This window comes from Bradyrhizobium sp. ORS 86 (assembly GCF_045571475.1).
Classification (GTDB): Bacteria; Pseudomonadota; Alphaproteobacteria; order Rhizobiales; family Xanthobacteraceae; genus Bradyrhizobium.
In genome coordinates this window covers 570,195-592,617 of the sequence record NZ_CP120699.1, presented here as the reverse complement: position 1 = coordinate 592,617, position 22,423 = coordinate 570,195, and the positions used below count along the sequence as shown (strand labels likewise).

20 protein-coding genes are annotated in these 22,423 nt (G+C 65.6%); 10 read left to right on the top strand and 10 right to left on the bottom strand.

The window, feature by feature from the left end; translation table 11 throughout:
- The first annotated feature begins 205 nt into the window (after positions 1-205).
- From P6U25_RS02705 to P6U25_RS02695, 3 genes are all read left to right on the top strand, one after another.
- Positions 206-1,153 (top strand): AAA family ATPase, encoded by a 948-nt coding sequence (locus tag P6U25_RS02705; RefSeq protein ID WP_407149908.1) that lies wholly within the window; start codon positions 206-208, stop codon positions 1,151-1,153.
- A gap of 5 nt (positions 1,154-1,158) precedes the next feature.
- The gene (locus tag P6U25_RS02700) at positions 1,159-2,535 is read left to right on the top strand and encodes a vWA domain-containing protein (protein ID WP_407149907.1); all 1,377 of its coding nucleotides are present in this window, start codon (positions 1,159-1,161) and stop codon (positions 2,533-2,535) included.
- Between the two features lie 274 nt (positions 2,536-2,809).
- Positions 2,810-4,030, top strand: a complete 1,221-nt coding sequence (locus P6U25_RS02695; RefSeq protein WP_407149906.1) for a DUF2235 domain-containing protein — start codon at positions 2,810-2,812, stop codon at positions 4,028-4,030.
- Positions 4,031-4,033: 3 nt separating this feature from the next.
- On the opposite strand, the gene P6U25_RS02690 is transcribed toward P6U25_RS02695, so the two are convergent.
- Genes P6U25_RS02690 through P6U25_RS02680 form a run of 3 tightly spaced genes read right to left on the bottom strand, consistent with a single transcriptional unit; the run spans position 4,034 to position 8,087 of the window.
- Positions 4,034-6,259, bottom strand: coding sequence for a molybdopterin cofactor-binding domain-containing protein (locus P6U25_RS02690; protein ID WP_407149905.1), 2,226 nt, complete (start codon positions 6,257-6,259; stop codon positions 4,034-4,036).
- A complete protein-coding gene (locus tag P6U25_RS02685) occupies positions 6,256-6,747 on the bottom strand; it encodes a (2Fe-2S)-binding protein (RefSeq protein ID WP_407149904.1) in 492 nt (163 codons plus the stop codon). Before P6U25_RS02685 ends, P6U25_RS02690 begins: the two co-directional genes overlap by 4 nt.
- The gene (locus P6U25_RS02680; protein ID WP_407149903.1) at positions 6,744-8,087 is read right to left on the bottom strand and encodes a c-type cytochrome; all 1,344 of its coding nucleotides are present in this window, start codon (positions 8,085-8,087) and stop codon (positions 6,744-6,746) included. Before P6U25_RS02680 ends, P6U25_RS02685 begins: the two co-directional genes overlap by 4 nt.
- A gap of 98 nt (positions 8,088-8,185) precedes the next feature.
- Between P6U25_RS02680 and recQ the strand changes: the two genes are divergently transcribed.
- The 3 genes from recQ to P6U25_RS02665 all read left to right on the top strand — a co-directional run bounded on the left by recQ (position 8,186) and on the right by P6U25_RS02665 (position 13,020).
- Positions 8,186-10,054 (top strand): DNA helicase RecQ, encoded by a 1,869-nt coding sequence (gene recQ / locus P6U25_RS02675; RefSeq protein WP_407149902.1) that lies wholly within the window; start codon positions 8,186-8,188, stop codon positions 10,052-10,054.
- A 193-nt stretch (positions 10,055-10,247) separates the two neighbouring features.
- Complete coding sequence (locus P6U25_RS02670) at positions 10,248-11,996, top strand: flavin-containing monooxygenase (RefSeq protein ID WP_407149901.1); 1,749 nt, start codon at positions 10,248-10,250, stop codon at positions 11,994-11,996.
- An 82-nt stretch (positions 11,997-12,078) separates the two neighbouring features.
- Positions 12,079-13,020, top strand: a complete 942-nt coding sequence (locus P6U25_RS02665) for a metallophosphoesterase (RefSeq protein ID WP_407149900.1) — start codon at positions 12,079-12,081, stop codon at positions 13,018-13,020.
- 59 nt (positions 13,021-13,079) lie between these two features.
- Here the strand turns inward: P6U25_RS02665 and P6U25_RS02660 are convergent, their stop codons facing one another.
- From P6U25_RS02660 to P6U25_RS02650, 3 genes are all read right to left on the bottom strand, one after another.
- On the bottom strand, positions 13,080-14,345 hold the full coding sequence (locus tag P6U25_RS02660) for a S1C family serine protease (RefSeq protein WP_407149899.1): 1,266 nt from the start codon (positions 14,343-14,345) through the stop codon (positions 13,080-13,082).
- 228 nt (positions 14,346-14,573) lie between these two features.
- Complete coding sequence (locus P6U25_RS02655) at positions 14,574-14,780, bottom strand: hypothetical protein (RefSeq protein WP_407152736.1); 207 nt, start codon at positions 14,778-14,780, stop codon at positions 14,574-14,576.
- Between the two features lie 167 nt (positions 14,781-14,947).
- Entirely contained in the window at positions 14,948-15,961 is a 1,014-nt protein-coding gene (locus P6U25_RS02650) for a 1-aminocyclopropane-1-carboxylate deaminase (protein ID WP_407149898.1), read from the bottom strand.
- Positions 15,962-16,121: 160 nt separating this feature from the next.
- Between P6U25_RS02650 and P6U25_RS02645 the strand changes: the two genes are divergently transcribed.
- From P6U25_RS02645 to P6U25_RS02630, 4 genes are all read left to right on the top strand, one after another.
- The gene (locus P6U25_RS02645) at positions 16,122-16,586 is read left to right on the top strand and encodes an Lrp/AsnC family transcriptional regulator (RefSeq protein ID WP_407149897.1); all 465 of its coding nucleotides are present in this window, start codon (positions 16,122-16,124) and stop codon (positions 16,584-16,586) included.
- Positions 16,587-16,752: 166 nt separating this feature from the next.
- Positions 16,753-17,679: a LysM peptidoglycan-binding domain-containing protein gene (locus P6U25_RS02640; RefSeq protein WP_407149896.1), complete on the top strand. Its 927-nt coding sequence runs from the start codon at positions 16,753-16,755 to the stop codon at positions 17,677-17,679.
- A 389-nt stretch (positions 17,680-18,068) separates the two neighbouring features.
- On the top strand, positions 18,069-19,040 hold the full coding sequence (locus P6U25_RS02635) for an amidohydrolase family protein (protein WP_407149895.1): 972 nt from the start codon (positions 18,069-18,071) through the stop codon (positions 19,038-19,040).
- 106 nt (positions 19,041-19,146) lie between these two features.
- Positions 19,147-19,953: an NAD-dependent protein deacetylase gene (locus P6U25_RS02630; protein WP_407152735.1), complete on the top strand. Its 807-nt coding sequence runs from the start codon at positions 19,147-19,149 to the stop codon at positions 19,951-19,953.
- A gap of 104 nt (positions 19,954-20,057) precedes the next feature.
- On the opposite strand, the gene P6U25_RS02625 is transcribed toward P6U25_RS02630, so the two are convergent.
- The 4 genes from P6U25_RS02625 to minC are packed head-to-tail and all read right to left on the bottom strand — an operon-like array spanning position 20,058 to position 22,169.
- Positions 20,058-20,360, bottom strand: a complete 303-nt coding sequence (locus tag P6U25_RS02625; RefSeq protein WP_407149894.1) for a hypothetical protein — start codon at positions 20,358-20,360, stop codon at positions 20,058-20,060.
- A complete protein-coding gene (minE, locus tag P6U25_RS02620) occupies positions 20,357-20,635 on the bottom strand; it encodes a cell division topological specificity factor MinE (RefSeq protein WP_280978347.1) in 279 nt (92 codons plus the stop codon). Before minE ends, P6U25_RS02625 begins: the two co-directional genes overlap by 4 nt.
- On the bottom strand, positions 20,635-21,450 hold the full coding sequence (gene minD / locus P6U25_RS02615) for a septum site-determining protein MinD (RefSeq protein ID WP_280975113.1): 816 nt from the start codon (positions 21,448-21,450) through the stop codon (positions 20,635-20,637). The genes minE and minD overlap by 1 nt, the downstream gene beginning before the upstream one ends.
- Before the next feature lie 20 nt (positions 21,451-21,470).
- Positions 21,471-22,169, bottom strand: a complete 699-nt coding sequence (gene minC, locus P6U25_RS02610; RefSeq protein ID WP_407149893.1) for a septum site-determining protein MinC — start codon at positions 22,167-22,169, stop codon at positions 21,471-21,473.
- Positions 22,170-22,423 lie beyond the last annotated feature (254 nt).

Below are 22,423 nucleotides of genomic sequence, written 5' to 3'. Positions count from 1 at the left end.
TGCGCATTCAGCCGGCGGCGTCCAATCGTCGGCTTCCTGGTCTGGCACGACCTTTCGGACAAGGCTCAAGACCGTATTGCGCTCGGCGGAATACGCCGGAACCATGCGCCAACGCGGCACCGTTGCGGGCCAGACGAGCCTTGTGCTTTGCCCGTAACGGGGGCAGAACAGCTCCGAGTTCAAGGCAAATCCGGAGCTGATCCTCGTGGCTGACACCAGGCCCACCGCCTCGATCGAGGCCGTGGAAAGCGGCCTCGCCGCGCAAGGCTATATTGCAAGCCGGCAGATCGCGACCGCCGTCTATCTGTCGCAGCAGATCGAGAAGCCGATCCTGGTCGAGGGTCCCGCCGGCGTCGGCAAGACCGAGCTGGCCAAAGCGATCGCCGCCTGGCGCGGCATGAAGATGATCCGCCTGCAATGCTATGAGGGCCTCGACGAGGCCAAGGCGCTGTACGAGTGGAAGTACGCCAAGCAACTGCTCTACACCCAGATCCTGAAGGACAAGCTCGGCGAAGTGCTCGGCGGCGCGCAGACATTGCACGCAGCCCTCGACCAGCTCCACACCTTCGGCGACGTGTTCTTCTCCAAGGAGTTCGTCGAGCCGCGCCCGCTGTTGCAGGCGCTGGAGCAGCCCGCCGGCTGCGTGCTGCTGATCGACGAGATCGACAAGTCCGACGCGGAGTTCGAATCGCTGCTGCTGGAAATCCTCTCGGACTTCCAGGTCACCATCCCCGAGCTCGGCACGGTGTCGGCGGTCGCGCCGCCAACCGTGATCCTGACCTCGAACAGCGAGCGCGATCTTGGCGACGCCTTGAAGCGGCGCTGCCTGCACCTGCATATCGGCTTCCCCGAGCAGAAGCTGGAGGAGCGCATCGTCGAGAGCCGCGTGCCCGGCATCTCGCAGACGCTGCGCAAGCAGATGGTCGGCTTCATTCATGAGATCCGCAGCCTCGACCTGAAGAAGCTGCCCTCGGTCAGCGAGGCGATCGACTGGGCGCGCGTGCTGGTGCTGCTGGAGGCGAACGAGCTCAATCATGAGATCGTCAAGGACACCCTCAACGTGCTCCTGAAATACGAGGCCGACATCGAGGCCGCGACGCCCCAGATCTCGACCTTCATCGCCAAGGCGTCGCGGCAAGGCGTGTTCAGCTAGGCAAGATGCGCGAGAACCTGCATCGCTTCTTTCGTGCGGCGCGAGGAGCCGGGGTCCGGGTTTCGCCTGCCGAAAGCATCGATGCGATGCGCGCGGTGGCCAAGGTCGGCTTTGCCGACCGCGCGGTCCTGCGCGACACTTTCCTGCTGACGCTCGCCAAGACCCAGGACGAGAAGCGCGCGCTTGGCGACTGCTTCGACCTGTTCTTCAGCCAGCCCGAACCGCAGCGGGACGCCTCTGAGCAACAGAAGTCCGACGACGCGGACACGTCCGGCGCGCATCCGTCGGCCGACGCCCATGGCGACATCAGCGGTGGCACGGAGAACGAGAACATCGGGCCGCTGGCGCAGATGCTGCTGTCGCAGGACCGCAGCGCGATCTCGACCGCCGTTGTCAACGCCTCCGGCGCGGCATCGCTGCCCGACATCCGCTATTTCACCCAGCGCGGCATCTTCCAGACCCGCATCCTCGATGCGATGGGCATCCAGCGCCTGCGCGACGACATCGACGAATTGACCGCGAGCAATCCCGCACTCGCCGAGCGGCTGCAGGAGGCGCTCAACGGCCTGCGCGGCACCGTACGCGATGCCGTCTCGCAGGCACTCCTGCTCTACGGCCGCGAGGAGGCGGAGAACCTGCGCAACGAGATCCTGCGCAACGCGCCGCTGGCGCGGATCGAGCCGCGTCAGGTCGAGCAGATGCGCGCGCTGATCCGCCAGATCGCGCGCCGCCTGCGCGAGCGCTATTCGAAGCCGCGCAAGCGCCAGCGTCGCGGCCATCTCGACGTCCGCCGCACGCTGCGGCGGAACGCGGCCTGGGGCGGCGTTCCCTTCCTCACCGCCTGGAAACGCAAGCACCGCGACCGGCCCAAGATCGTGGCGCTGTGCGACGTCTCCGGCTCGGTGGCGCGGGTCTCGGACTTCTTTCTGCTGTTGATCCACAGCCTGCACGAGGTGGTCGACGACGTCCGTTCGTTCGCTTTCTCCGGGCACCTGATCGAGGTCAGCCGCATTCTCGAAACCAAGTCGCCGGAAGAAGCGATGAAGGAGATCATGGCCAAGGTCGGCTTCGGGTCGTCCGACTACGGCAATTCATTCGCCGATTTCGAGGACGAGTGGATGAGCACGGTGACGCCGCAGACCACCGTGATCGTGCTCGGCGACGCCCGCAGCAACAATCTCGACCCACGCGCCGACATCCTGCGCCGCATCGGCGAGCGCTCCAAGCGACTGGTGTGGCTCAATCCCGAGGGCCGCATGACCTGGGGCTTCGGCGACTCGGAGATGCCGCGCTATGCAACCTTCTGCAGCGTGGTGCGCCAATGCTCCACCGCCAAGCAGCTCGAACGCGCCGTTTCCGACATCGTTGCGACGTATCAATAGGCCTGAGAACGCCCAAAGCGCGATGAGTTTGAATCGGCTCGCGGCAGCTTCGGTCGACCTCTCCCGTCGGGGAGAGGTGGGCCTCCGCCGCTGTTTCAGATCAAGCTAATCTCATCATGCTCTAGACCGAGCGCCGGCCAGGTGACGGAGCTTTGGGCTTCGGCAGAGCAACGTTCCGCCCGTGTAGCACGGCGATCTTCAATTAAGGATTGAACCCCGATCCGATCCTGACTTACATAGGCGCGAGACTTCACGGCGACCGCAGGGGCTACGGATGCCGAAGGATGTTGTGATTTGTTGCGACGGCACCGGCAACGAGATCGGCGCCAATATTTCCAACGTGCTGAAGCTGTTTCGCGTCACCGAGAAGACCGACCGACAGCGGGTCTACTATCATCCCGGTCTCGGCACGATCGGCCTGCAGAGCACCTGGGGCCGCTTCAAGCAGCAGGTGCGCGGCGTGCTCGGGCTTGCCACCGGTGCCGGTCTCGACGAGGACACGCTCGGTGCCTACGTCTTTTTGTGCAGGACCTGGGAGCCCGGCGATCGGGTCTGGCTGTTCGGCTTCAGCCGCGGCGCCTACACGGTGCGGGTGCTGGCGGCCTTCGTCCATGTGATGGGACTGCTGCCGGTCGATCAGCTCGGTCTCGCCGGCTACGCGTTCAGCTCCTACAAGAAGGCGAGCTCGGACAGCCAGAAGTCCGATGGCACCTTCGACCCGGGGCCCTTGAAGGAGGCCTGGCATTTCAGCCAGATCGCCGGCGGGCGCACCATCGACATCGAATTCGTCGGGGTCTGGGACACGGTGGCCTCGATCATCGTGCCGCGGCAGGACAACTTCCTGTTCGACCTGCAGACGCTGCTGTTCACCCGCACCAATTCGAGCGTCAAGCGGTTTCGCCAGGCGATCTCAATCGACGAGCGGCGACGCATGTTTCGCCTCAACCGCTGGATCGATCCGCAGAAATACCGCGCGAATCCATTCGATCCGGCAACGGAAGTGGACCAGGACATCCATCAGGTCTGGTTCGCCGGCGTCCACTCCGACATCGGCGGCGGCTATCCGGAAGATCAGAGCGGACCGTCGAAGTTTCCGCTGATATGGATGCTGGAGCAAGCCAAGGGCGCCGGGCTCGTCATGGACCAGGCGCTGATCGATCATCTCGCTTGGGGCCGACCTCTGCCGCCACACAAGCACGACTATGTGTCGCCGAGCGCGACGGCACCGTTGCACAACTCGCTGACGGCAGCCTGGGAGATTCTTGAATGGATTCCGAAACGCGACAAGTGGAAGGAATGGCCGGAACGAAGATCCTTCCTTGGCTTCTACTTGCCGCGCGGCGAGCCGCGGCCGATTCCGGAAGGGGCGACCATCCATGCTTCGGTGCTGGAGCGCATCGAGAAGGATGCAACCTATCGGCCGATCAACCTGCCGAAGACCTACCAGGTCGAACCACTGACGCCGCCGCCCGCGTCACCCGCTCCGATCGCTTGACGGCTACGCGTCGATCGCGTCCTTGATGCGCTTGCGGCTGAGCGGCAGGTCGCGCAGCCGCTTACCCGTCGCATGGGCAATCGCGTTGGCAAGCGACGCGGCCGTCGGCCCCTGCCCGGTCTCGCCGCTGCCGAGGAACGGCTGGCCGGGGCGGTTGATGATGTGGACGTCGATGCGGTCCGGTACCGCACTGAAGCGCAGGATCGGATAGGTCTGCCAGTCGATACTGGTGATCCTGGTCGCGTCGAAGCTGACGCTTTCATACAGCGTCCAGCTCGCGGACTGCACGATGGCGCCTTCGATCTGATTGGTGAGCCCGTCCGGATTGACCACCTGCCCGGCATCGACGGCGGCGACCGCGCGTACCAGCCGCGCACGGCCGGTCTCGCGATCCACCTCCACCTCGGAGGCGATGGCGCAGTAGGCTGCGAGATTCTTGTAGCGCGCGAACGCAAAGCCGTAGCCGCGATTCGGCGGCGCCGTCTGGCCAGGTTTCCAGCCGAACCCCTCGGCCGCCTTCTCGATCACCTCGCGGCCGCGCGGGTCGTCGAGATGCTTCAGGCGGAATTCGACCGGGTCCGCTCCGGCGAGGCCGGCCATTTCATCCATGAAGCTCTCCAGCGAGAACACATTGTGATAGGCGCCGAGCGCGCGCATCGCGGAAATTCGCAGCGGCATCGACGGGATAAAGTGATGGACCACATGCGCGTTCGGGAAATTGTAGAGCGGGATCGCATTGCGATCGCCGCCGCCTTCCGGCAGCGGCAACGGCTTCGGCGCCGGCACCGCGAAGGCTCGCGCCATGTGCTGGGCCGCGAGCAGCGCGCCGGCGCCGCCCGGCCGCATCGAATGCGTGTTGCTCCACACCGCGAAATTCCAGTCGGCGATCTTGCCGCTCGCATCAAGCGAGGCGCTCAGCTTGGTCACCATCGCCGGACCATACGGCTCCCAGCCATGTTCCTGCTCGCGCATCCACTGCAGCCGCACCGGACGCCCCGGGATCGCCCGGGCGATCAGGGCGGCATCGGCCGCGGCATCGTCGGCGCCGTTGTGGCCGTAGCAGCCGGAGCCTTCGGTGTGGATCAAGCGCACGCTGTCCTGCGGCAGGCCGAGCATCTCGGCGATCGCCTGCCGGTCGGGATAGACGCCCTGCGTGTGCGTCCACACCGTCATGGCGCCATCGACGAACTGCGCGACCGCGCAGGATGGCCCGATCGAGCCGTGCGACTGATAGGGCCGCGTGTAGGTGGCTTGAAGCGCCTTCGTGCCCGTGACCGAGGGATCGTGGCGCTGCAGGATCACGGAATCCTGCGACGGCAGCGCCGTCAGCACGCTCGCCATATCGTTCTGGTCCGGGAGCTTTGCCGTCTCCTGCCACTTCGCTGCGCCTGCCAGCGCCTGCATCGCCTTGACGGCCAAAAACTCCTTCTCCGCCACCACGGCGAGGAAGCTGCCGTCGCGCACCACCCGGACCACGCCGGGCATCTTCTCGATTGCGGAGGTGTCGCATTCGGTCAGTTGGGCGCCGTAACTCGGCGGTCGCACCACGCGCGCATGTACCATGCCGGAAAGCCGCATGTCCTGCACATAGGCCGCGCCGCCGGTGACCTTGGCCGGAATATCGACCCGCGGCACCGGTTGGCCCATCACCTTGAAGCTCGCCGGATCCTTCAGACGCGACGCCGGCTCGGCCCGGACGTGCAGGATGTCAGCGGCAACAAGCTCGCCATAGCTCAGGCGCCGGCCGTCGGGCGCGACGACCGCCGCATTCTCCGTGCGCAACCCGTCAGCCGAAAGCCCGAAGCGTTTTGCGGCCTCTGCGATCAGCAGCGCGCGCGCCTGCGCGGCAGCGTTCAGGATCGCCGTGCCGCTGTCCTGCATCGAGTGGCTGCCGGCGGTGTAGCCCTCGTTCGCCGTGAGCTTGGTGTCGGCGGTGATGACCGTCAACGCATCGAAGGGGATGTCGAGCTGCTCGGCCGCGATCTGCTGGAACGCGGTCTTGAAGCCCTGACCAAGCTCGGCCTTGCCGGTGAAAACAGTGATACGGCCGTCGGCATCAATGCGAATCCAGGAATCCAGATAGGGTGAGGTCGCGAGGCTGCCCGGCAGCTTCGGCCCTTCACCCGCCTTCTGTTCCTGCGCCATCGCGGGGCGGAGCGCAAAGCTGATGATCAGCGCGCCACCGCCGGCCAGCACGCTGCGACGATCGAGGACCACGGGCGCGCTCATCGCCGGCTCCTGTCGCTGGTGGCATCAGCCGTATCCATCAGGCTGATTGCGCGATGCACGGCACGCAGGATGCGCATATGGGTGCCGCAGCGGCAGAGATTCGGCTCCAGCTCGGCGCGGATCTGTGCATCTGACGGCTTCGGGTTGCGCAGCAGCAGCGCCTGTGCGCGCATCATCATCCCGGCGATGCAGTAGCCGCATTGTGCCGCCTGCTCTTCCATGAAGGCCCGCTGGATCGGCGCCGGCGCGGCCACCGTGCCGAGCCCTTCGAGCGTCGTCACCTGCTTGCCCTCGAGCAGAACCAGCGGCGTGACGCAGGACAGCACCGCCTTGCCATCGACGATCACGGTGCAGGAGCCACATTGCCCGAGCCCGCAGCCGAACTTGGCCGCGTTGAGCCCGAGATCGTCGCGCAACACGTAAAGCAGCGGCGTATCCGGGTCGGCATCGACCTGGTGATCCGCGCCATTGACCTTCAACGTCATCATGGCTTGCCTCCCGGTTTGGGGTCGGCCGGCGCGTCGCGTGGCGCAAGCGACGCGGTCTGGCTCGCGCGCGCATCGCGCACGGTCCCGTCGAGATCGTCCCACGCCGGCTGCTTGCCGAAGCGGGCGCGCAGATAGCTCAGCAAGGCGACCATCTGCGCGTCATCCATGTTGGCGGCAAAGCCCGGCATGATCGGGCTCGCTTCGCCCTCGACGGCCGGAACGCCCGACAACACGATGTTGATCAAGTTGCGCGGATCGGGGCTCGCGATCGCCGTTGAGAGCGCGAGACTGACGCCGCCATAGGGCAGCGGCCGGCTGCCCTCGTGGCATGAGGCGCAGGCCGCGGCATAGATCGCAGCACCTCTGGCATTGGCCTGCGTCGCTTCCGCCGACGACGATTGCGCCACCACATCGCCGGCAGGACGCGTTCGATCCGGTGTCGGCGCGCCCGAGATGTCGGCCATGTAGACGGCGATGGCGCGCACGTCGCTGTCGGCGACCGACGAGAGATTGCTGACGACTTCGGCCATCGGCCCGCGCGCGGTGCCGTGGTCGGCGTGCCAGCCGCGGCGCAAATAGGCGTACAGCGCGTCGGCGTCCCAGCGCACCGGCGCATGCGACGCATCGTTCAGCGCATAGGCGTGCCAATTGTCGACCTCGCCACCGGCAAACTGCGCGTTGACGCGCTCGGCACCGAGCGCGTTGCGCGGCGTGTGGCAGGCGCCGCAATGCGCGAGTCCTTCGACCAGGTAGGCGCCGCGGTTCCATTCCGCACTCTTCGATGCATCGGCGCGAACCTCGGCGTTGCGAAGGTACAGCAGCTTCCATCCGGCGATCAGCGGCCGATAGTTGAAAGGAAAGGACAGCTCGTTCTTCGGCGGCGAAGCACGAACCGGCTCCCGGGTCATCAGGAACGCGTAGAGCGCCCGGTCGTCCGCATCGGAAACATGCGTGAAATGATCATAGGGGAAAGTCGGATAGAGATGGTGGCCGTCACGGCTGACGCCTGATCCCATCGCACGGACGAAAGCCTCTTCCGACCACCCCCCGATGCCGGTCTCGGCGTCGGGCGTGATGTTGGACGAAAACACGGTTCCGAACGATGTGGGAACCGGAACGCCACCAGCGTAATTCGCCGACCCGTGCACGGTGTGGCAGGTGTTGCAGTTGCCGATCAAAGCGAGATCACGGCCGCGCTTGACGATTTCAGGATCGAACGTATCCGGGCGCGGCGGCGTAACGGCCGCGATCGAGGGCCGCCAGGCCGCGGCGAAGCCTGCGGCCGCGACAACCAGCACGACAACAATGACGCCTGCGACGATCCGCGATTGACCGGCCATGCCTGAATCGAGTTTATGGTTGGCGCGTGTATTAACATATCTCCTCCGGGATCGTTCGGCGCCCACGCCTTCGATCACCGCCTCTTGACCCTCGGACCATGACAGCCCAGCCAGCCCTCGATCGCGCACCCGCCGAGCCCCGCGATGCGCTGTCCGTGCTCAATTCCGTGTTTGGGCTACAGGGCTTTCGCGGCGCGCAGGAAAAGATCATCCGCCACGTCACCGACGGCGGCAATTGCCTGGTGCTGATGCCGACCGGCGGCGGCAAGTCGCTGTGCTACCAGCTACCCTCGCTGCTGCGCGACGGCTGCGGCATCGTGGTGTCGCCGCTGATTGCCCTGATGCGCGACCAGGTCGCGGGCCTCACCGAGGCCGGCGTCAATGCCGCGGTGCTGAACTCGACGCTGACTTACGAGGAAGCCTCCGAGGTCGAGCGGCGGCTGATCGCGGGCGATCTCGACCTGCTCTATGTCGCACCCGAACGGCTGCTGACACAGCGCTGCCTCAATCTGCTCGGCCAGGCACAGATCGCGCTGTTCGCGATCGACGAGGCGCATTGCGTCTCGCAATGGGGCCACGACTTCCGGCCCGAATATATCGGCCTCTCGGCGCTCGCCGAGCGCTTTCCCGATATCCCGCGCATTGCGTTGACAGCGACCGCGGATGCGCTGACGCGCAAGGAGATCGCCGAACGGCTGTCGCTTGCGGATGCGCCGCAATTCGTCGCGAGCTTCGATCGCCCCAATATCCGCTACGAGATCGTCGACAAGCAGAATGCGATCACGCAACTGAAGAATTTCATCAAGGACCGGCACGCCGGCGAGGCCGGCGTGGTCTATTGCCTGTCGCGCGCCAAGGTCGAGGACGTCGCGGCGTCGCTGAGCGCCGGCGGCATTCCGGCGCTGCCCTATCATGCCGGGCTGGATGCTGCCATGCGCGCCCGGCACCAGGATCGCTTCATCAACGAGGACGGCGTCGTGATCGTCGCCACGATTGCGTTCGGCATGGGCATCGACAAGCCGGACGTGCGCTTCGTCGCGCATCTCGACCTGCCCAAGAGCGTCGAGGCCTACTACCAGGAGACCGGCCGCGCCGGCCGTGACGGCAAGCCGTCGACTGCATGGATGGCTTACGGCCTGTCCGACATCGTGCAACAGCGTCGCATGATTGACGAGTCCAACGGCTCCGACGCCTTCAAGCGCGTCTCGATCGGCAAGCTCGATGCGCTGGTGGCGCTCGCCGAAACCGCGCATTGCCGCCGGCAGCGCCTGCTCGGCTACTTCGGCGAGACGCGCACCGGCGAGAGCTGCGACAATTGCGACAACTGCCTGACGCCGCCGCGCATGCGCGACGGAAAGGTGCTGGCGCAGAAGCTGTTGTCCTGCGTCTACCGGACCGGGCAGCGTTTCGGCGCCATGCACCTGATCGACGTGCTGGTCGGCCGGCTGACTGAGCGCGTCAAGCAGTTCAATCACGACCAATTGTCGGTGTTCGGCATCGGCCGCGAGCTCAACGAGAAGCAATGGCGCGCGGTGCTGCGCCAGCTCGTGGCGATGGGCCATCTGCGCGCCGACAGCGACGCCTATGGCGCGTTGAAGCTGACCGAGAGTGCGCGCGGCGTGCTGAAGGGCGAGACCGCGGTGATGCTGCGCGAGCAGCCGGAAGGATCGCGCAACCGCGCGATCCGCGGCAAGTCGCGGCGCGGCGAGCTTGGGCCCGCGGCCGACGGCAAGGGCGCCGCCGCCAACCCCGAGCTGCATGCGGCACTCCGCGCCTGGCGCGCGGAGATTGCGCGACAACGCGGCGTGCCGGCCTATGTCGTGCTGCACGACTCGACCATCGACGGCATCGCCGCGATGCGGCCGGATACGCTGAGCGATCTCCGCAACATCGCCGGGATCGGCGACAAGAAGCTCGAGCATTACGGCAACGACCTGATCAGGCTGGTGAAGGCCAACCAGGGCTGAGGGTTGTTCCGGTCGCCACGCAAGCCCTGCGTGGCAGCGCCCCGATACCGCAGCGCTCGCCGTCGCGGCATAGGTGCCATTCGCTGCGCGGCAACACGCTTGCTTGCGGGCCGCGCCGCATCAGCCCTAATCTTTCGGCCGCCGCGTCCAACAGGCGCAGCCAAGGCAAATGAAGCACAGGGAAGAGACGGCCATGGCTCAGGAGAGCGCCGCGCGCGGCAATGCGCGCCCTGCCGAAACTGGAACGTTCGATGCCATCGTCGTCGGCGCGGGCTTCGCCGGCATGTACATGTTGCATCGGCTGCGCGGGCTCGGCTTCACCGCGCGCGTGTATGAGGCCGGGGGCGGCGTCGGCGGCACCTGGTACTGGAATCGCTATCCCGGCGCGCGCTGCGATGTCGAGAGCATGCAATACTCCTTCTCGTTCTCCGAGGAACTCGACCAGGAATGGAGCTGGTCGGAGAAATATTCGCCGCAGCCCGAGATCCTCGCCTACGCCAACCACGTTGCCGACCGTTTCGACCTGCGCAGCCAGATCGTGTTCGACACCCGCGTGACCGCGGCAACCTTCGACGAGGCCGCGAGCACATGGACGGTCGAGACCGATCGCGGCGACAGGGTCACGGCACGATTCTGCATCATGGCGGTCGGCTGCCTGTCGGCGCCGAACCGGCCAGCGTTCGCCGGAATGAGCGATTTTCGCGGGCCGATCTACCACACCGGCGAATGGCCGCATGAGGGCGTCGATTTCACCGGCTTGCGCGTCGGCGTCATCGGCACAGGCTCGTCGGCGATCCAGTCGATCCCGATCATTGCGCAGCAGGCTTCCCAGCTCACCGTGTTCCAGCGCACCGCGACCTGGTCGGTGCCGGCCTGGAACGAGGCGCTGTCGGCGGAGTATCTCAAGGAGGCCAAGGCGCATTATCCTGAATTGCGCGCCAAGGCCCGCGCGCGCCCGACCGGCTTCTATTTCCCGTTCAACGCCCAGCCCGCATTGCAGGCGAGCGCGGCGGAGCGTGAACGGCAATATGAGGAAGCCTGGCAGCGCGGCGGCCTGCCGTTCCTGGGCGCGTTCGGCGATCTCCTGTTCGAGAAGGCCGCCAACGACACCATCGCCGATTTCGCGCGGAACAAGATCCGCGGGATCGTCAAGGACCCAGCGACCGCCGAGTTGCTGTGCCCGCAGAATGTGTTCGGCTGCAAGCGGCTCTGCGTCGACACCAACTATTTCGAGACCTACAATCTGCCGCATGTAAAGCTGGTCGACGTGTCGAAGACGCCGATCGAGCGCTTCACGCGCGATGCCATCGTGGTCGACGGCACCGAATACAAGGTCGACGCGATCGTCTCGGCGACCGGCTTTGCCGCAATGACCGGCTCGTTCGACAAGATCGCCATCACCGGCCGCGGCGGCCGGACCCTCGCCGAGAAATGGCGAGCCGGTCCGCGCGCCTATCTCGGCCTCGCCTCGGAAGGATTCCCGAACCTGTTCATGATCACCGGGCCCGGCAGTCCGTCGGTGCTGGCGAGCATGATCCAGGCGATCGAGCAGCATGTCGACTGGCTGGCGGATTGCCTCGGCCATATGCGCGATGTCGGCGCCGGGACGATCGAGCCGCTCCGCGACAACGAGGACGCCTGGGTTGCCCATGTCAATGACGTCTCGACGGTCTCGCTGCGCTCGACCTGCAGCTCCTGGTATGTCGGCGCCAACATCCCCGGCCGTCCGCGCGTGTTCATGCCCTATATCGGCGGCTTCCCGGTCTATGTGCAGAAGTGCAACGAGGTGATGAATTCGGGCTATGACGGCTTCGTGCTGCGGGGCGCGCAGGGTAGCAACACCGCGCCCCAGGTGCGCTTCACCGAACGCTGGCAGGTGCCGCTCGACATCGAGGTGATCTCGCCGGCTGCTGTGGCCGCACGGCGCGTGCCGGTGGTTTGAGGGATCCCGACGATTTGCCTGCGCCGGCGTGGTAGCATCACGCCGACCTGCCGCGTTTCCCCGTGGGTCCAGACCGAGGGCGATGATCGACACCGACTTGCAGGGACTGATCGATCGGATCGGCGCCGACCATGTCGCGCGCCGGCTGGCGGTCGAGACCAGGCACGAGGCACAGGTGTTCGGCCAGGGCACGCTGCTGGTCAATGTCGAGAACTGGAAGCGCGCCCCCAGGTTGGTGGAGGCCGCGCTCAAAGCCACCGGCCTCTATGGCCGCGCGCGACGCAATGCCGACCGGGTGGACGTGCGGCGTAACCTCGTGATCTCGGCACGCCTGCCGGCGGCCTTTGACGGCTTCACCATCCTTCAACTCAGCGATCTCCACGCCGACATCAGCCTCGGGGCGATGCGGCACCTGATGGACATCGTGCGCGACGTCGCCTGCGACATCTGCGTGCTGACCGGCGACTATCGCGGCAGGACGTTCGGTCCGATCGGTGCCAGCCTCGCCGCGATGCAGGATCTCTGCGCGCGGATCGAGCAGCCGCTCTACGGCATCCTCGGCAATCACGACAGCATCCGGATGACCCCGGCGCTGGAAGCGATGGGCATCCGGATGCTGTTCAATGAATCCGAGGCGATCGAGCGCGGTGGCGAGACGATCCATCTCGCCGGGATCGACGATGCCCATTTCTATCGCACCGACGACATTGCAAAGGCCGCGGCGGCGATCCCGCGCGAAGCGTTCTCGCTCCTGCTCGCGCATACGCCGGAATCATATCGTGCAGCGGCAAAGGCCGGCTTCGATCTCATGCTGAGCGGCCACACCCATGGCGGCCAGTTGTGCCTGCCCGGCGGCATTGCGATCAAGCTGGAAGCGCGGCTGCCGCGCCGGATGGGCGCCGGCGCCTGGCGCTTCGACAAACTCGCCGGATACACATCGGTGGGCGTCGGCACCAGCCTGGCACCGGTGCGACTCAACTGCCCGGCCGAGATCACGCTGCATACGCTGAGGCGCCCGGGCTGATCCGTGCGTGTCCCGACGCTGGCCTCGCCCCGCTTGCGGGGCGGGGAGAGGGACAGGCTTCAATTACCCGGCCGCTTCGCGCTCGCGCTTTGTTCGTTCACCGTGCAGGTGATCAACAGCGTATAGCCGCGCGCGTTCTTGGCGATCTCGGCCGTTTCCTTCTTCATTTCGTCGCGCCACTCGGCGGTGCGGTACGCCACCGCGCTGTTGTCGAGGAAATCCCGCAGCGCGCCGGTCTTGATCGCGAAGTTGATGTTCTCCGGGATGGTCCCGGTTGCCCGCGCGACTTTGACCGCATCGAGCTTGGCGGCCACCACCCCGACCACGGCGCCGGTGAGATCGAACAGCGGTCCGCCGCTGTTGCCCGGCTGCACCGCGGCGCTGATCTGCAGAAACCGGGTGTCGTTGACGATGCCGCTCAGCGAACTGACGATGCCCGTGGTCACGGTGAAATCCGAGGTCAGCAATCCGCGATAGGGGAAGCCGATCGCCACCACGCCGTTGCCGACCTGGATGGCGTTTTGCCGAATGCTCGCGACGTCCTTGAACGGGCTTGGCGCTTGCAGCAGCGCCAGATCATTGGTCTCGTCGCTGGACACCAGCCGCAGCTTGACCGGCGCCTCGCCGCTCAGATTGCCGGTGATCTCGCCGCAACCGTCGATGACGTGATGATTGGTCACGACATGACCGTTGCTGCTGACCACGAAACCAGTTCCGGTCTGCGTCCCGGACTTGCCCTGCTTGGGCGGCGGGGCCGACGCGGCCTGCGGCGGCGCAGCCGCGGGCTTTGCGGTGACCGCGAACTCGCCGGCGTTGGCGACGCCGTTCTTCTTGACCGACATCACGCAATTGAGCAGTGCGGGCAGCAACTGTGCGGTTTGATTCAGGTTGAACTGAAACAACTGCCCCTGCGCGAACGCCGTCATCTGCCGCGCCTTGCGGAACTGGTTGACCAGCGCCGAGTTCACCGGCAGCTCGACACTCACGAGCTGAGCCCCTATGGGCATGCCGTAGACGTTGAACGCCGGTTGGCCGTCGAAGGTCAGCGCGAGCGGGAAGGCTTCACCCGGCGTCAGCCGCCAGCTTTCATGCGAAAAGCCCAGCCGCCAGCTCCCGTTCGCGCCAATCGAGACCATGAAATAGATGCCGCTCTGATAGGAGCTGCCCGCAGCGCAATGGGTGAACGCGCCGCTCTGGTCGTTGGTATAGGCGCCGCCCTTCCAGTTGCCGACGCTGATCGATCCATACGGACCACGCGCGTGCGACGGTGTCGCGAATACAATCAGCCACGCGGCCGCGACGACCGTCCAGATCGCACCTCTCATCTACACCACTCCCCCAGCCCAGCGCCGACCACAGGAGGGGCGTGAAGATTCACCCGCAGGTAGTGAGAACCCATTGCTGGGCCCGGCGCTCAGCGCCGCACCGCCGCGGATAAGGCGATCGCCACATCCTCTGGTTACAGCGGCAGGTTCCTATTTTGTTCGATCGATGTCAAGCCAGACACATGGTCATACGGGGCCCTCGTTCGGCTCCCGAGCCGATGACGCAGCCTAATTTGGACTCCTGAGATGATCGAACCAGTACCAGGAGGCCAGCGCATGCACGCCGACCCCGATCAGGAAGATGCCGGCATAGAGCTCGAACTCCCATACCCTGCCATGCAGCAGGCACGGATGGCCGTTGCAGGCCCAGAACCAATGCCCGACCGCGATGATGCCGGCGGCCAGGGCGGCAATGGCCCGGCCGAACGCATTCATCAACCACACCTGATGTCTCCCGACTCGCCCGGCGGAACCAAGCTACCGGGCAAACCTGACGCCAACCTTACATAGTGTCGTCCGGAGGGAGTGCAGCGCAATCCGGGTCTCCGCCTGCGCCTCCGTCTCCCGTCTTTCGCGTCGTCCAGGCTATGAAGGTCGTCCCCTCAACCGTTTCTGAATGCGTAGGCATAGCCGTTGATCGCCGGCGCGCCGCCCAAATGAGCGTAGAGCACCTTCGATCCGGCCGGGAAGAAGCCCTTCTGCACGAGATCGATCATGCCCTGCATCGACTTTCCCTCGTAGACAGGATCGGTGATCATGCCTTCGAGCCGCGCGCTGAGACGGATCGCCTCCTTGGTCGCCTCCGACGGCACGCCATAGGCCGGATAGGCGTAATCCTCGATCAGCACGACATCGTCCTCGACGATATCGCGACCGAGCTCGACCAGCTTCGCGGTGTTCTGCGCGATCGACAGCACCTGCGCCTTGGTCTGATCCGGCGTGAACGAGCCGTCGATGCCGATCACGTTGCGCGCGCGTCCGTCCGCGGCAAAGCCGACCAGCATGCCGGCATGGGTCGAGCCGGTCACCGTGCAGACAACGATGTAGTCGAACTTGAAGCCGAGCTCCTCCTCCTGCGCGCGCACCTCTTCGGCAAAGCCGACATAGCCGAGCCCGCCGAATTTGTGCACGGACGCCCCGGCCGGAATTGCATAGGGCTTGCCGCCCGCGGCCTTCACCTCCTCGATCGCCTGCTCCCAGCTCTTGCGGATCCCGATGTCGAACCCTTCGTCGACCAGGCGGACGTCGGCGCCCATCACGCGCGAGAGCAGGATGTTGCCGACCCGGTCATAGACGGCGTCCTCGTGCGGCACCCAGCTTTCCTGCACCAGCCGGCACTTCATGCCGAGTTTCGCGGCTACCGCCGCGACCATGCGGGTGTGGTTGGACTGCACGCCGCCGATCGAGACCAGCGTGTCGGCGTTGGAGGCGATCGCATCGGGAATGATGTATTCGAGCTTGCGCAGCTTGTTGCCGCCGAAGGCGAGGCCCGAGTTGCAGTCCTCGCGTTTGGCATAGAGCTCAACCTTGCCGCCGAGATGTTTGGAGAGGCGATCGAGCTTCTCGATATGGGTCGGCCCGAAGGTGAGCGGATAGCGCGCGAATTTTTCCAGCATGCTGGCATCCCCGTTGATGTCTCGAAACGGCGAAACACCTATCACCCCGGATGCGAAAGGTGCTCCCTAACTCGGACCGAGTTTTCCAGTGAAGTTGCATCTGCGTCGGTCACTGTTATCTTTCCTCTCGCCAAATCGGCTCTATCTGAAAGATTCTTCCATGCCCGCCCGACTCGACCGTATCGACCTCAAGATGTTGAGATTGCTGCAGAAGAACGGCCGGCTCAGCAATGCCGAGCTGGCCGACCAGGTCGGGGTCAGCCCCGCCACCTGTCACCGCCGCACCCAGGCGCTGTTCGACGAAGGCTTCGTCAGCAGCGTCCGCGCCATGGTCGCCCCGCGCAAGGTCGGCAAGGGGACGCTGGTGATGGTCGGCGTGGTGCTCGACCGCTCGACGCCGGAGAGCTTTGCGAGCTTCGAGCAGGCGGTGGCGAAACTGAAATGCGTGCTCGACTGCCATCTCGTCGCCGGCGACTTCGATTATTTCCTCAAGATCCGCGTCGGCGACATGGAGGACTTCAACCGCATCCACGGCGACCAACTGATCGCACTGCCCGGCGTGCGGCAGACCCGCACCTTCTTCGTGATGAAGGAGGTGGTGGACAACGCCGTGCTGGAGTTCTGAGCGACCGCCGGCGCGGCGCCTGTGCCGCAATGCGTCAATTGGACTGACCGAAGGTCTACCCATTCAGTAGAGCTTGATGGACTGACCAAATCGGAGCAGTCTTTGCCGGGAGTTCGAACCGCTGCGCCCGTCGACAGCCGCGCGAGTTCGCCAACGGACGTGAACGATGGCCGCCGTGTCGATCAGCCGAATGATTGTGCCGTTCATCGCACTCGTAGTGGGCGGTGGCGCGGCATTGATGTTCTCCATCCCCAACTCCTTCCGGGAGCTGCCGGCCAATACGGCGGCTCTCGATGCAAAAAGCCCGGCAGCCGCACCGCCGGCGCCGAGCGCGCGCGACCACGGCGCAGCCGACGCCGCTGCGGCACAGTCGGAGGCAGACAAGCTTTCGGCCGCGCTTGCGCCTCCAACGCCGGGCAGCGACCCGTTACCCGCATTCGACATCGTTCGCGTCGAGCCGAACGGCGAGGCCGTGATCGCCGGTCGCGCCGCACCGGGCGCCACCGTGGAGTTATTGCGCAATGGCGAGCCGCACGATCGGGTGGTCGCCGATCAAGCCGGCCAATTCGCCATGATCCCGCCCGCGCTGCCGCCGGGGAATTACGACCTGACCTTGCGCGTCCGGCAAGCCGACGGCCAGGAGGTCGTATCCCGGCACAGCGTGCCGGTCGCGATCGCGCCCGCACCGAGCGAGCGGCCGACCGTTGCGCTGATGAGCCCGGATAGGCCGACCCAGGCTCCGCCCACATCTCCGACATCCGAACCTGCCGCCGCCAAGGCGGTCGTCGAGGCGACCAGTGCCGTGCCGAATCGATTCCCGGCATCGAGCCAGGCGGCAGCGCCCGTCGCCCCGCAGCCGCGACTGGCAGCCGTCGACGCGGCCCTGACCCGGGACAAACCTTCGCCATCATCGGGGGCCGCGCCGAAGACCACAACGACCACCGTGTCCCGTGGCGACAGCCTGTGGCGCATCAGTCAGCGCGCCCTCGGCGCAGGCCCGCGCTACGTCGGCATCTACCGTGCAAACAAGATGCACATCCGCAATCCCAACTTGATCTACCCCGGCCAGGTTTTTGTGATGCCGTCGCGGTGATGCGAGACGCTCTCGGCTGACGCCCCACCATGGCTTGCGATGCCGCAACGGGTTGCGCGTAGGGCAATTGCATTTGGGAGAAAAGGGCCCTGCGGCCATCCTTCGAGACGCCCGCCTTTGGCGGGCTCCTCAGGATGAGGTCTCGTTCTGCGGCACAACAGTAGACCCTCATGGTGAGGAGCGCCGCTTGCGGCGCGTCTCGAACCACGAGGCCGAGTACGTGCGCGGCCGCCCAAGGCGGCATATGCGACAGCCCTTGGGTTGCGCTGATGGCGTCGAGCTGTCGTGAAGAGCGCGCCCGGAAAATCGCCAATATTCGTCACGAGGATTCAGGCAACCGGCGAGACCCCGGTCACGATGACATCCGGCGGCAGCGGAGCAGCAAGATCATGCGCACCATCACGCTTGAAGAGCATTTCGCCACGCCGGACTTTCTCAATGGTCCGGGCCGCGAGCTCAAGGAGCAGGCGCGCCAGATCGGCAGCCGCGCCGAGCAACTGATGCGCGACCTTTGTGACCTCGGCGAAGGCCGCATCGCCCAGATGGACGCTGCCGGTATCGACATGCAGGTGCTCTCGCTGACGGCGCCGGGACTCGAGCAACTAGACACGAGTGATGCGGTGGCGCTCGCGCGCGACACCAATGACGCGCTGGCCGAAGCGATCGCAACGCATCCGGCGAGATTGTCCGGCTTCGCCGCGCTGCCGATCGCGGCACCCGACGACGCGGCCAGGGAGTTCGAACGCCGCCTCGGCAAGGAGAGCTTCGCGGGCGCCGTCATCAATGGCCATCAGCGCGGACGCTATCTCGACGACAAATTCTTCTGGCCGGTGCTGGAGGCTGCCGAATCGCTGGGCGCACCAATCTATCTGCATCCGACCAGACCGCCCAAGCAGGTGATCGACGCCTCATTCGGCGGCTTTGCGCCACTCGTCACCGAGATGCTCGCCGGCCCCGGCTTCGGCTGGCACATCGAGACCGCCGTGCACGTGCTGCGCATGGTGCTGGGCGGCGTGTTCGACCGCTTCCCCAAGCTTCAGATCGTGATCGGCCACATGGGCGAAGGCTTGCCGTTCTTCATGCAACGGGTCGACGTGATGCCGGTCGAGCTGACGAAGCTTAAGCGCCCCGTCAGCGCCTATCTGCGCGACAATCTGCACTACACCTTCGCCGGGTTTAATTTTCCGCCGACGTTCCTCGATCTGCTGCTCGAGATCGGCGTCAGCCGCATCATGTTCTCGGCCGACTATCCCTACGCCTCGATGGCCAGGGCGCGCGCATTCCTCGAGCAGATTCCGGTTTCTGCTGCCGACCGTGCGCTGATCGCGCATGGCAACGCCGAGAAATTGCTCGGGCTTTGAGCATTCATGGATCAACCGCGCGGCCTGCGAGCGGCGGCGATCTGCCGGAGCCGGCTTCGCCTTTCCGGTCTGGCGCAGCGGTGCCGGAGCCACTAGATGTGCGCGCATGCAGCAGCACGTCCTGGAACAATTCGTCGCGCGCCACCAGCGCCTGTTTATCCTCACCGGGGCCGGCTGTAGCACCAATTCCGGCATTCCCGACTATCGCGACAGCAATGGCAACTGGAAGCGGACGCGGCCGGTCACGATCCAGGCATTTCTCGGCGAGGCCGGCACGCGACAGCGATATTGGGCGCGCAGCATGGTCGGCTGGCGGCGCTTCGGCCGTGCCGCGCCGAACGGCGCGCATCGCGCGCTGGCAAGACTGGAAGAACAAGGTAGATGCGAATTGCTGCTCACCCAGAATGTCGACCGGCTGCATCAGGCCGCCGGCAGCCAGCGCGTGATCGACCTGCACGGCCGTCTCGACGTGGTCCGCTGCCTCGGCTGCGCCGCGACGATGCCGCGTGAGCAATTCCAGGGCGAACTGGCGCGGCTCAATTCGGCGTGGCTTGCGTTCGATGCCGCCGACGCGCCGGACGGCGATGCCGATCTCGACCACGAAGACTTTTCGTCCTTCAACGTGCCGCCATGCGAGGCGTGCGGCGGCGTGCTCAAGCCCGACGTGGTGTTCTTCGGCGAAAACGTGCCGCGCGACGTCGTTGCTTCAGCGCAAGCGCATCTCGAACAGGCCGACGCCATGCTGATCGTCGGCTCCTCGCTGATGGTTTACTCCGGCTACCGCTTCGTCCGCATGGCGGAGCAGCGCGGGGTGCCGATTGCCGCGGTCAATCTCGGCCGCACCCGCGCCGACGAGCTGCTCACGCTCAAGGTCGAGGAGCAGTGCGAGATCGCGCTGTCGTTTCTGCTGTAGATGACCGTGGCCGGCTGCATCACCGGCAGACGGTGACGTGCATCGTACCAGCGCGTCATTGCGAGCCGACGGGTCGCAATGATGAATTCTAGATTCGTCGCGCCTTACGCCCGATGCCGGTGCGGCCGGGCATTCACCGGGCTGGTGCTCCAGTGCGTCCAGCTCACGCTGGCGAGGCTGCCGCGATCGGTTGCCAGCGGACGCCGGGTCCGGCGCTCATATTCGGCGATGCAGCGGCCCGACTCCCAGATCTTGCGCTCCAGCTCGGCGATCGTCTTTTGCATCCGGCGATCGGTGCCGCAGGTGGGATCCTTGAGCTGATCGACTTCGAGCGCTTTCAGGGCCGCGCGATGCTTCCTGAGCTGCGCGCGCTGCCAGGCAATGTGACTGTTGCTGTCCGCTGTCATGTGGCCGCCACCATCATTGATCGTTGCACGCCGTTGGGCACCTCGATATCGACCTCGAGCATCGACACGAACTTGCCCCTGTCCATCTTGACCACGACCTTGTCGGGGTCGAGATCGACATGCTTGGACACCACGCCGAGGATTTCGGCGCGGAGAACTTCGAGAAGGTCGGGACCACCGGTCCGGCCGCGCTCATGCGCGAGCAGGATTTGCAGCCGCTCCCGCGCCACAGGCGCGGAGCCGGCGCGGCCGCCAAAAAGCCGCATCAGGTTCATCATGCAGCCCTCCGTCGCAGCAACCGATCCATCAGTCCCTTGCGCTCGACCGGCACCGTCATCGTCACCGTCTCGCCCATCAGGCGGCGCACGGCATCGATATACGCCCGCGCCGGCGCGCTGTTTGCGTTGTTCAACGTCACCGGGCTTCCGACATTGGAAGCCTTCAGCACATCCTGGCTTTCCGGTACGATGCCGAGCAGCGGCGTCGCCAGGATTTCCAGAATATCGTCGATCGACAGCATCTCGCCGCGCGCGGCGCGTGCGGCGTCGTAGCGGGTGACCAGCAGATGCTTCTCGACCCGCTCGCCGCGCTCGGCGCGCACCGTTTTGGAATCCAGCATGCCGATGATGCGGTCGGAGTCGCGCACCGAGGACACTTCCGGATTGGTGACGATGATGGCCTCGTCGGCGTAGCGCATCGCCAGCGTGGCGCCGCGCTCGATGCCGGCCGGGCTGTCGCACAGGATCCAGTCGAACTTGGTCCTGAGGTCTGCGATCACCCGCTTGACCCCCTCCTCCGTCAGCGCGTCCTTGTCGCGGGTCTGCGATGCCGGCAGCAGCCAGAGGTTCTCGAGCCGCTTGTCGCGAATCAGCGCCTGCGGGAGCTTCGCGACGCCCTGCACGACGTTGATGAGGTCGAACACGACCCGGCGCTCCGCGCCCATCACTAGGTCGAGGTTGCGCAAGCCGACGTCGAAGTCGATGACCACGACGTTCTGTCCCATTTGCGCGAGCGCAGCACCAAGTGCGGCGGTGGATGTGGTCTTTCCGACCCCGCCTTTGCCGGACGTCACGACCAAGACTTTGGCCATTCTCTTCTCCTTCTGGTCGATCAGTTCAAAGCTGTGATTCGCAGCATTTCGCCCTCGAGCCACGCCTGGGCGGGCCGGTTGCGCAAGCTGTCAGAGATCTGTTCCGCGGTCTGGTAGTAGCCGTCGATGGCGAGCAGCTCGGCCTCGATCCTTTGGCAGAAGATCCGCGCCGACGAGTTGCCGTTGATCCCGGCCATCGCGCGACCACGCAGCGTGCCGTAGACATGAATCGAGCCTCCGGCCACGATCTCGGCGCCGGAGCCGACCGAGCCGAGCACCGTGACGTCACCCTCGGCAAATATCGATTGACCGGAGCGGACCGGGTTTTCGAGCAGCAGCGACGGCGACTTGGGCTTGGCCTTGGCTTTCGCCTGCGGCGGCGGGTCGACATGGGTGATGGCGCAGGCCCGGCCGCCAGTCAGAAGTGGCGGCAAATTGGCGTCGAGCTTTGATTCGTCGACGCCTTCGATGCCGAGCACGCGGATGTTGCGTTGATCGAGGCTACCGACAAGGTGGGCGATCGCGGCGGCGCTGAGGTCCACGGACGCGAGATCGAGCACCACCGGCTTGCCGGTGAAAAAGCCGGGCGAGCGGGCCAGCGTCTGGTCGATCTCCTCCAGCCAGGACACGATCGGCACGACAGGGGTGAACACGAACGCGACGTAGGAACGGCCGCGCATGCGAACCTGCTGACGTGCTGGCTGTTGAGTAGCGTCCATCGCCCCTGACTCGGTTGTCTTTTCGAATGGTTAACAATCGGCCGGCATGGTTAATCAAAGGTTAATACCGTCAGGGTTTTCACGGATTTGCACCGGGCGTGTCCCCCGAGCGGGTGAAGGCCGGCACGACCGGGACTTCGAGAGCGGTGGTTTGGACGGAAGCCGTCTCGATTGGTTGCGAATCAGCCGGCGCCGTCCCGCACCGCAGCGACGACGACGCAAACGCCACTGGCGCCACCAATTCGGCACGTCTC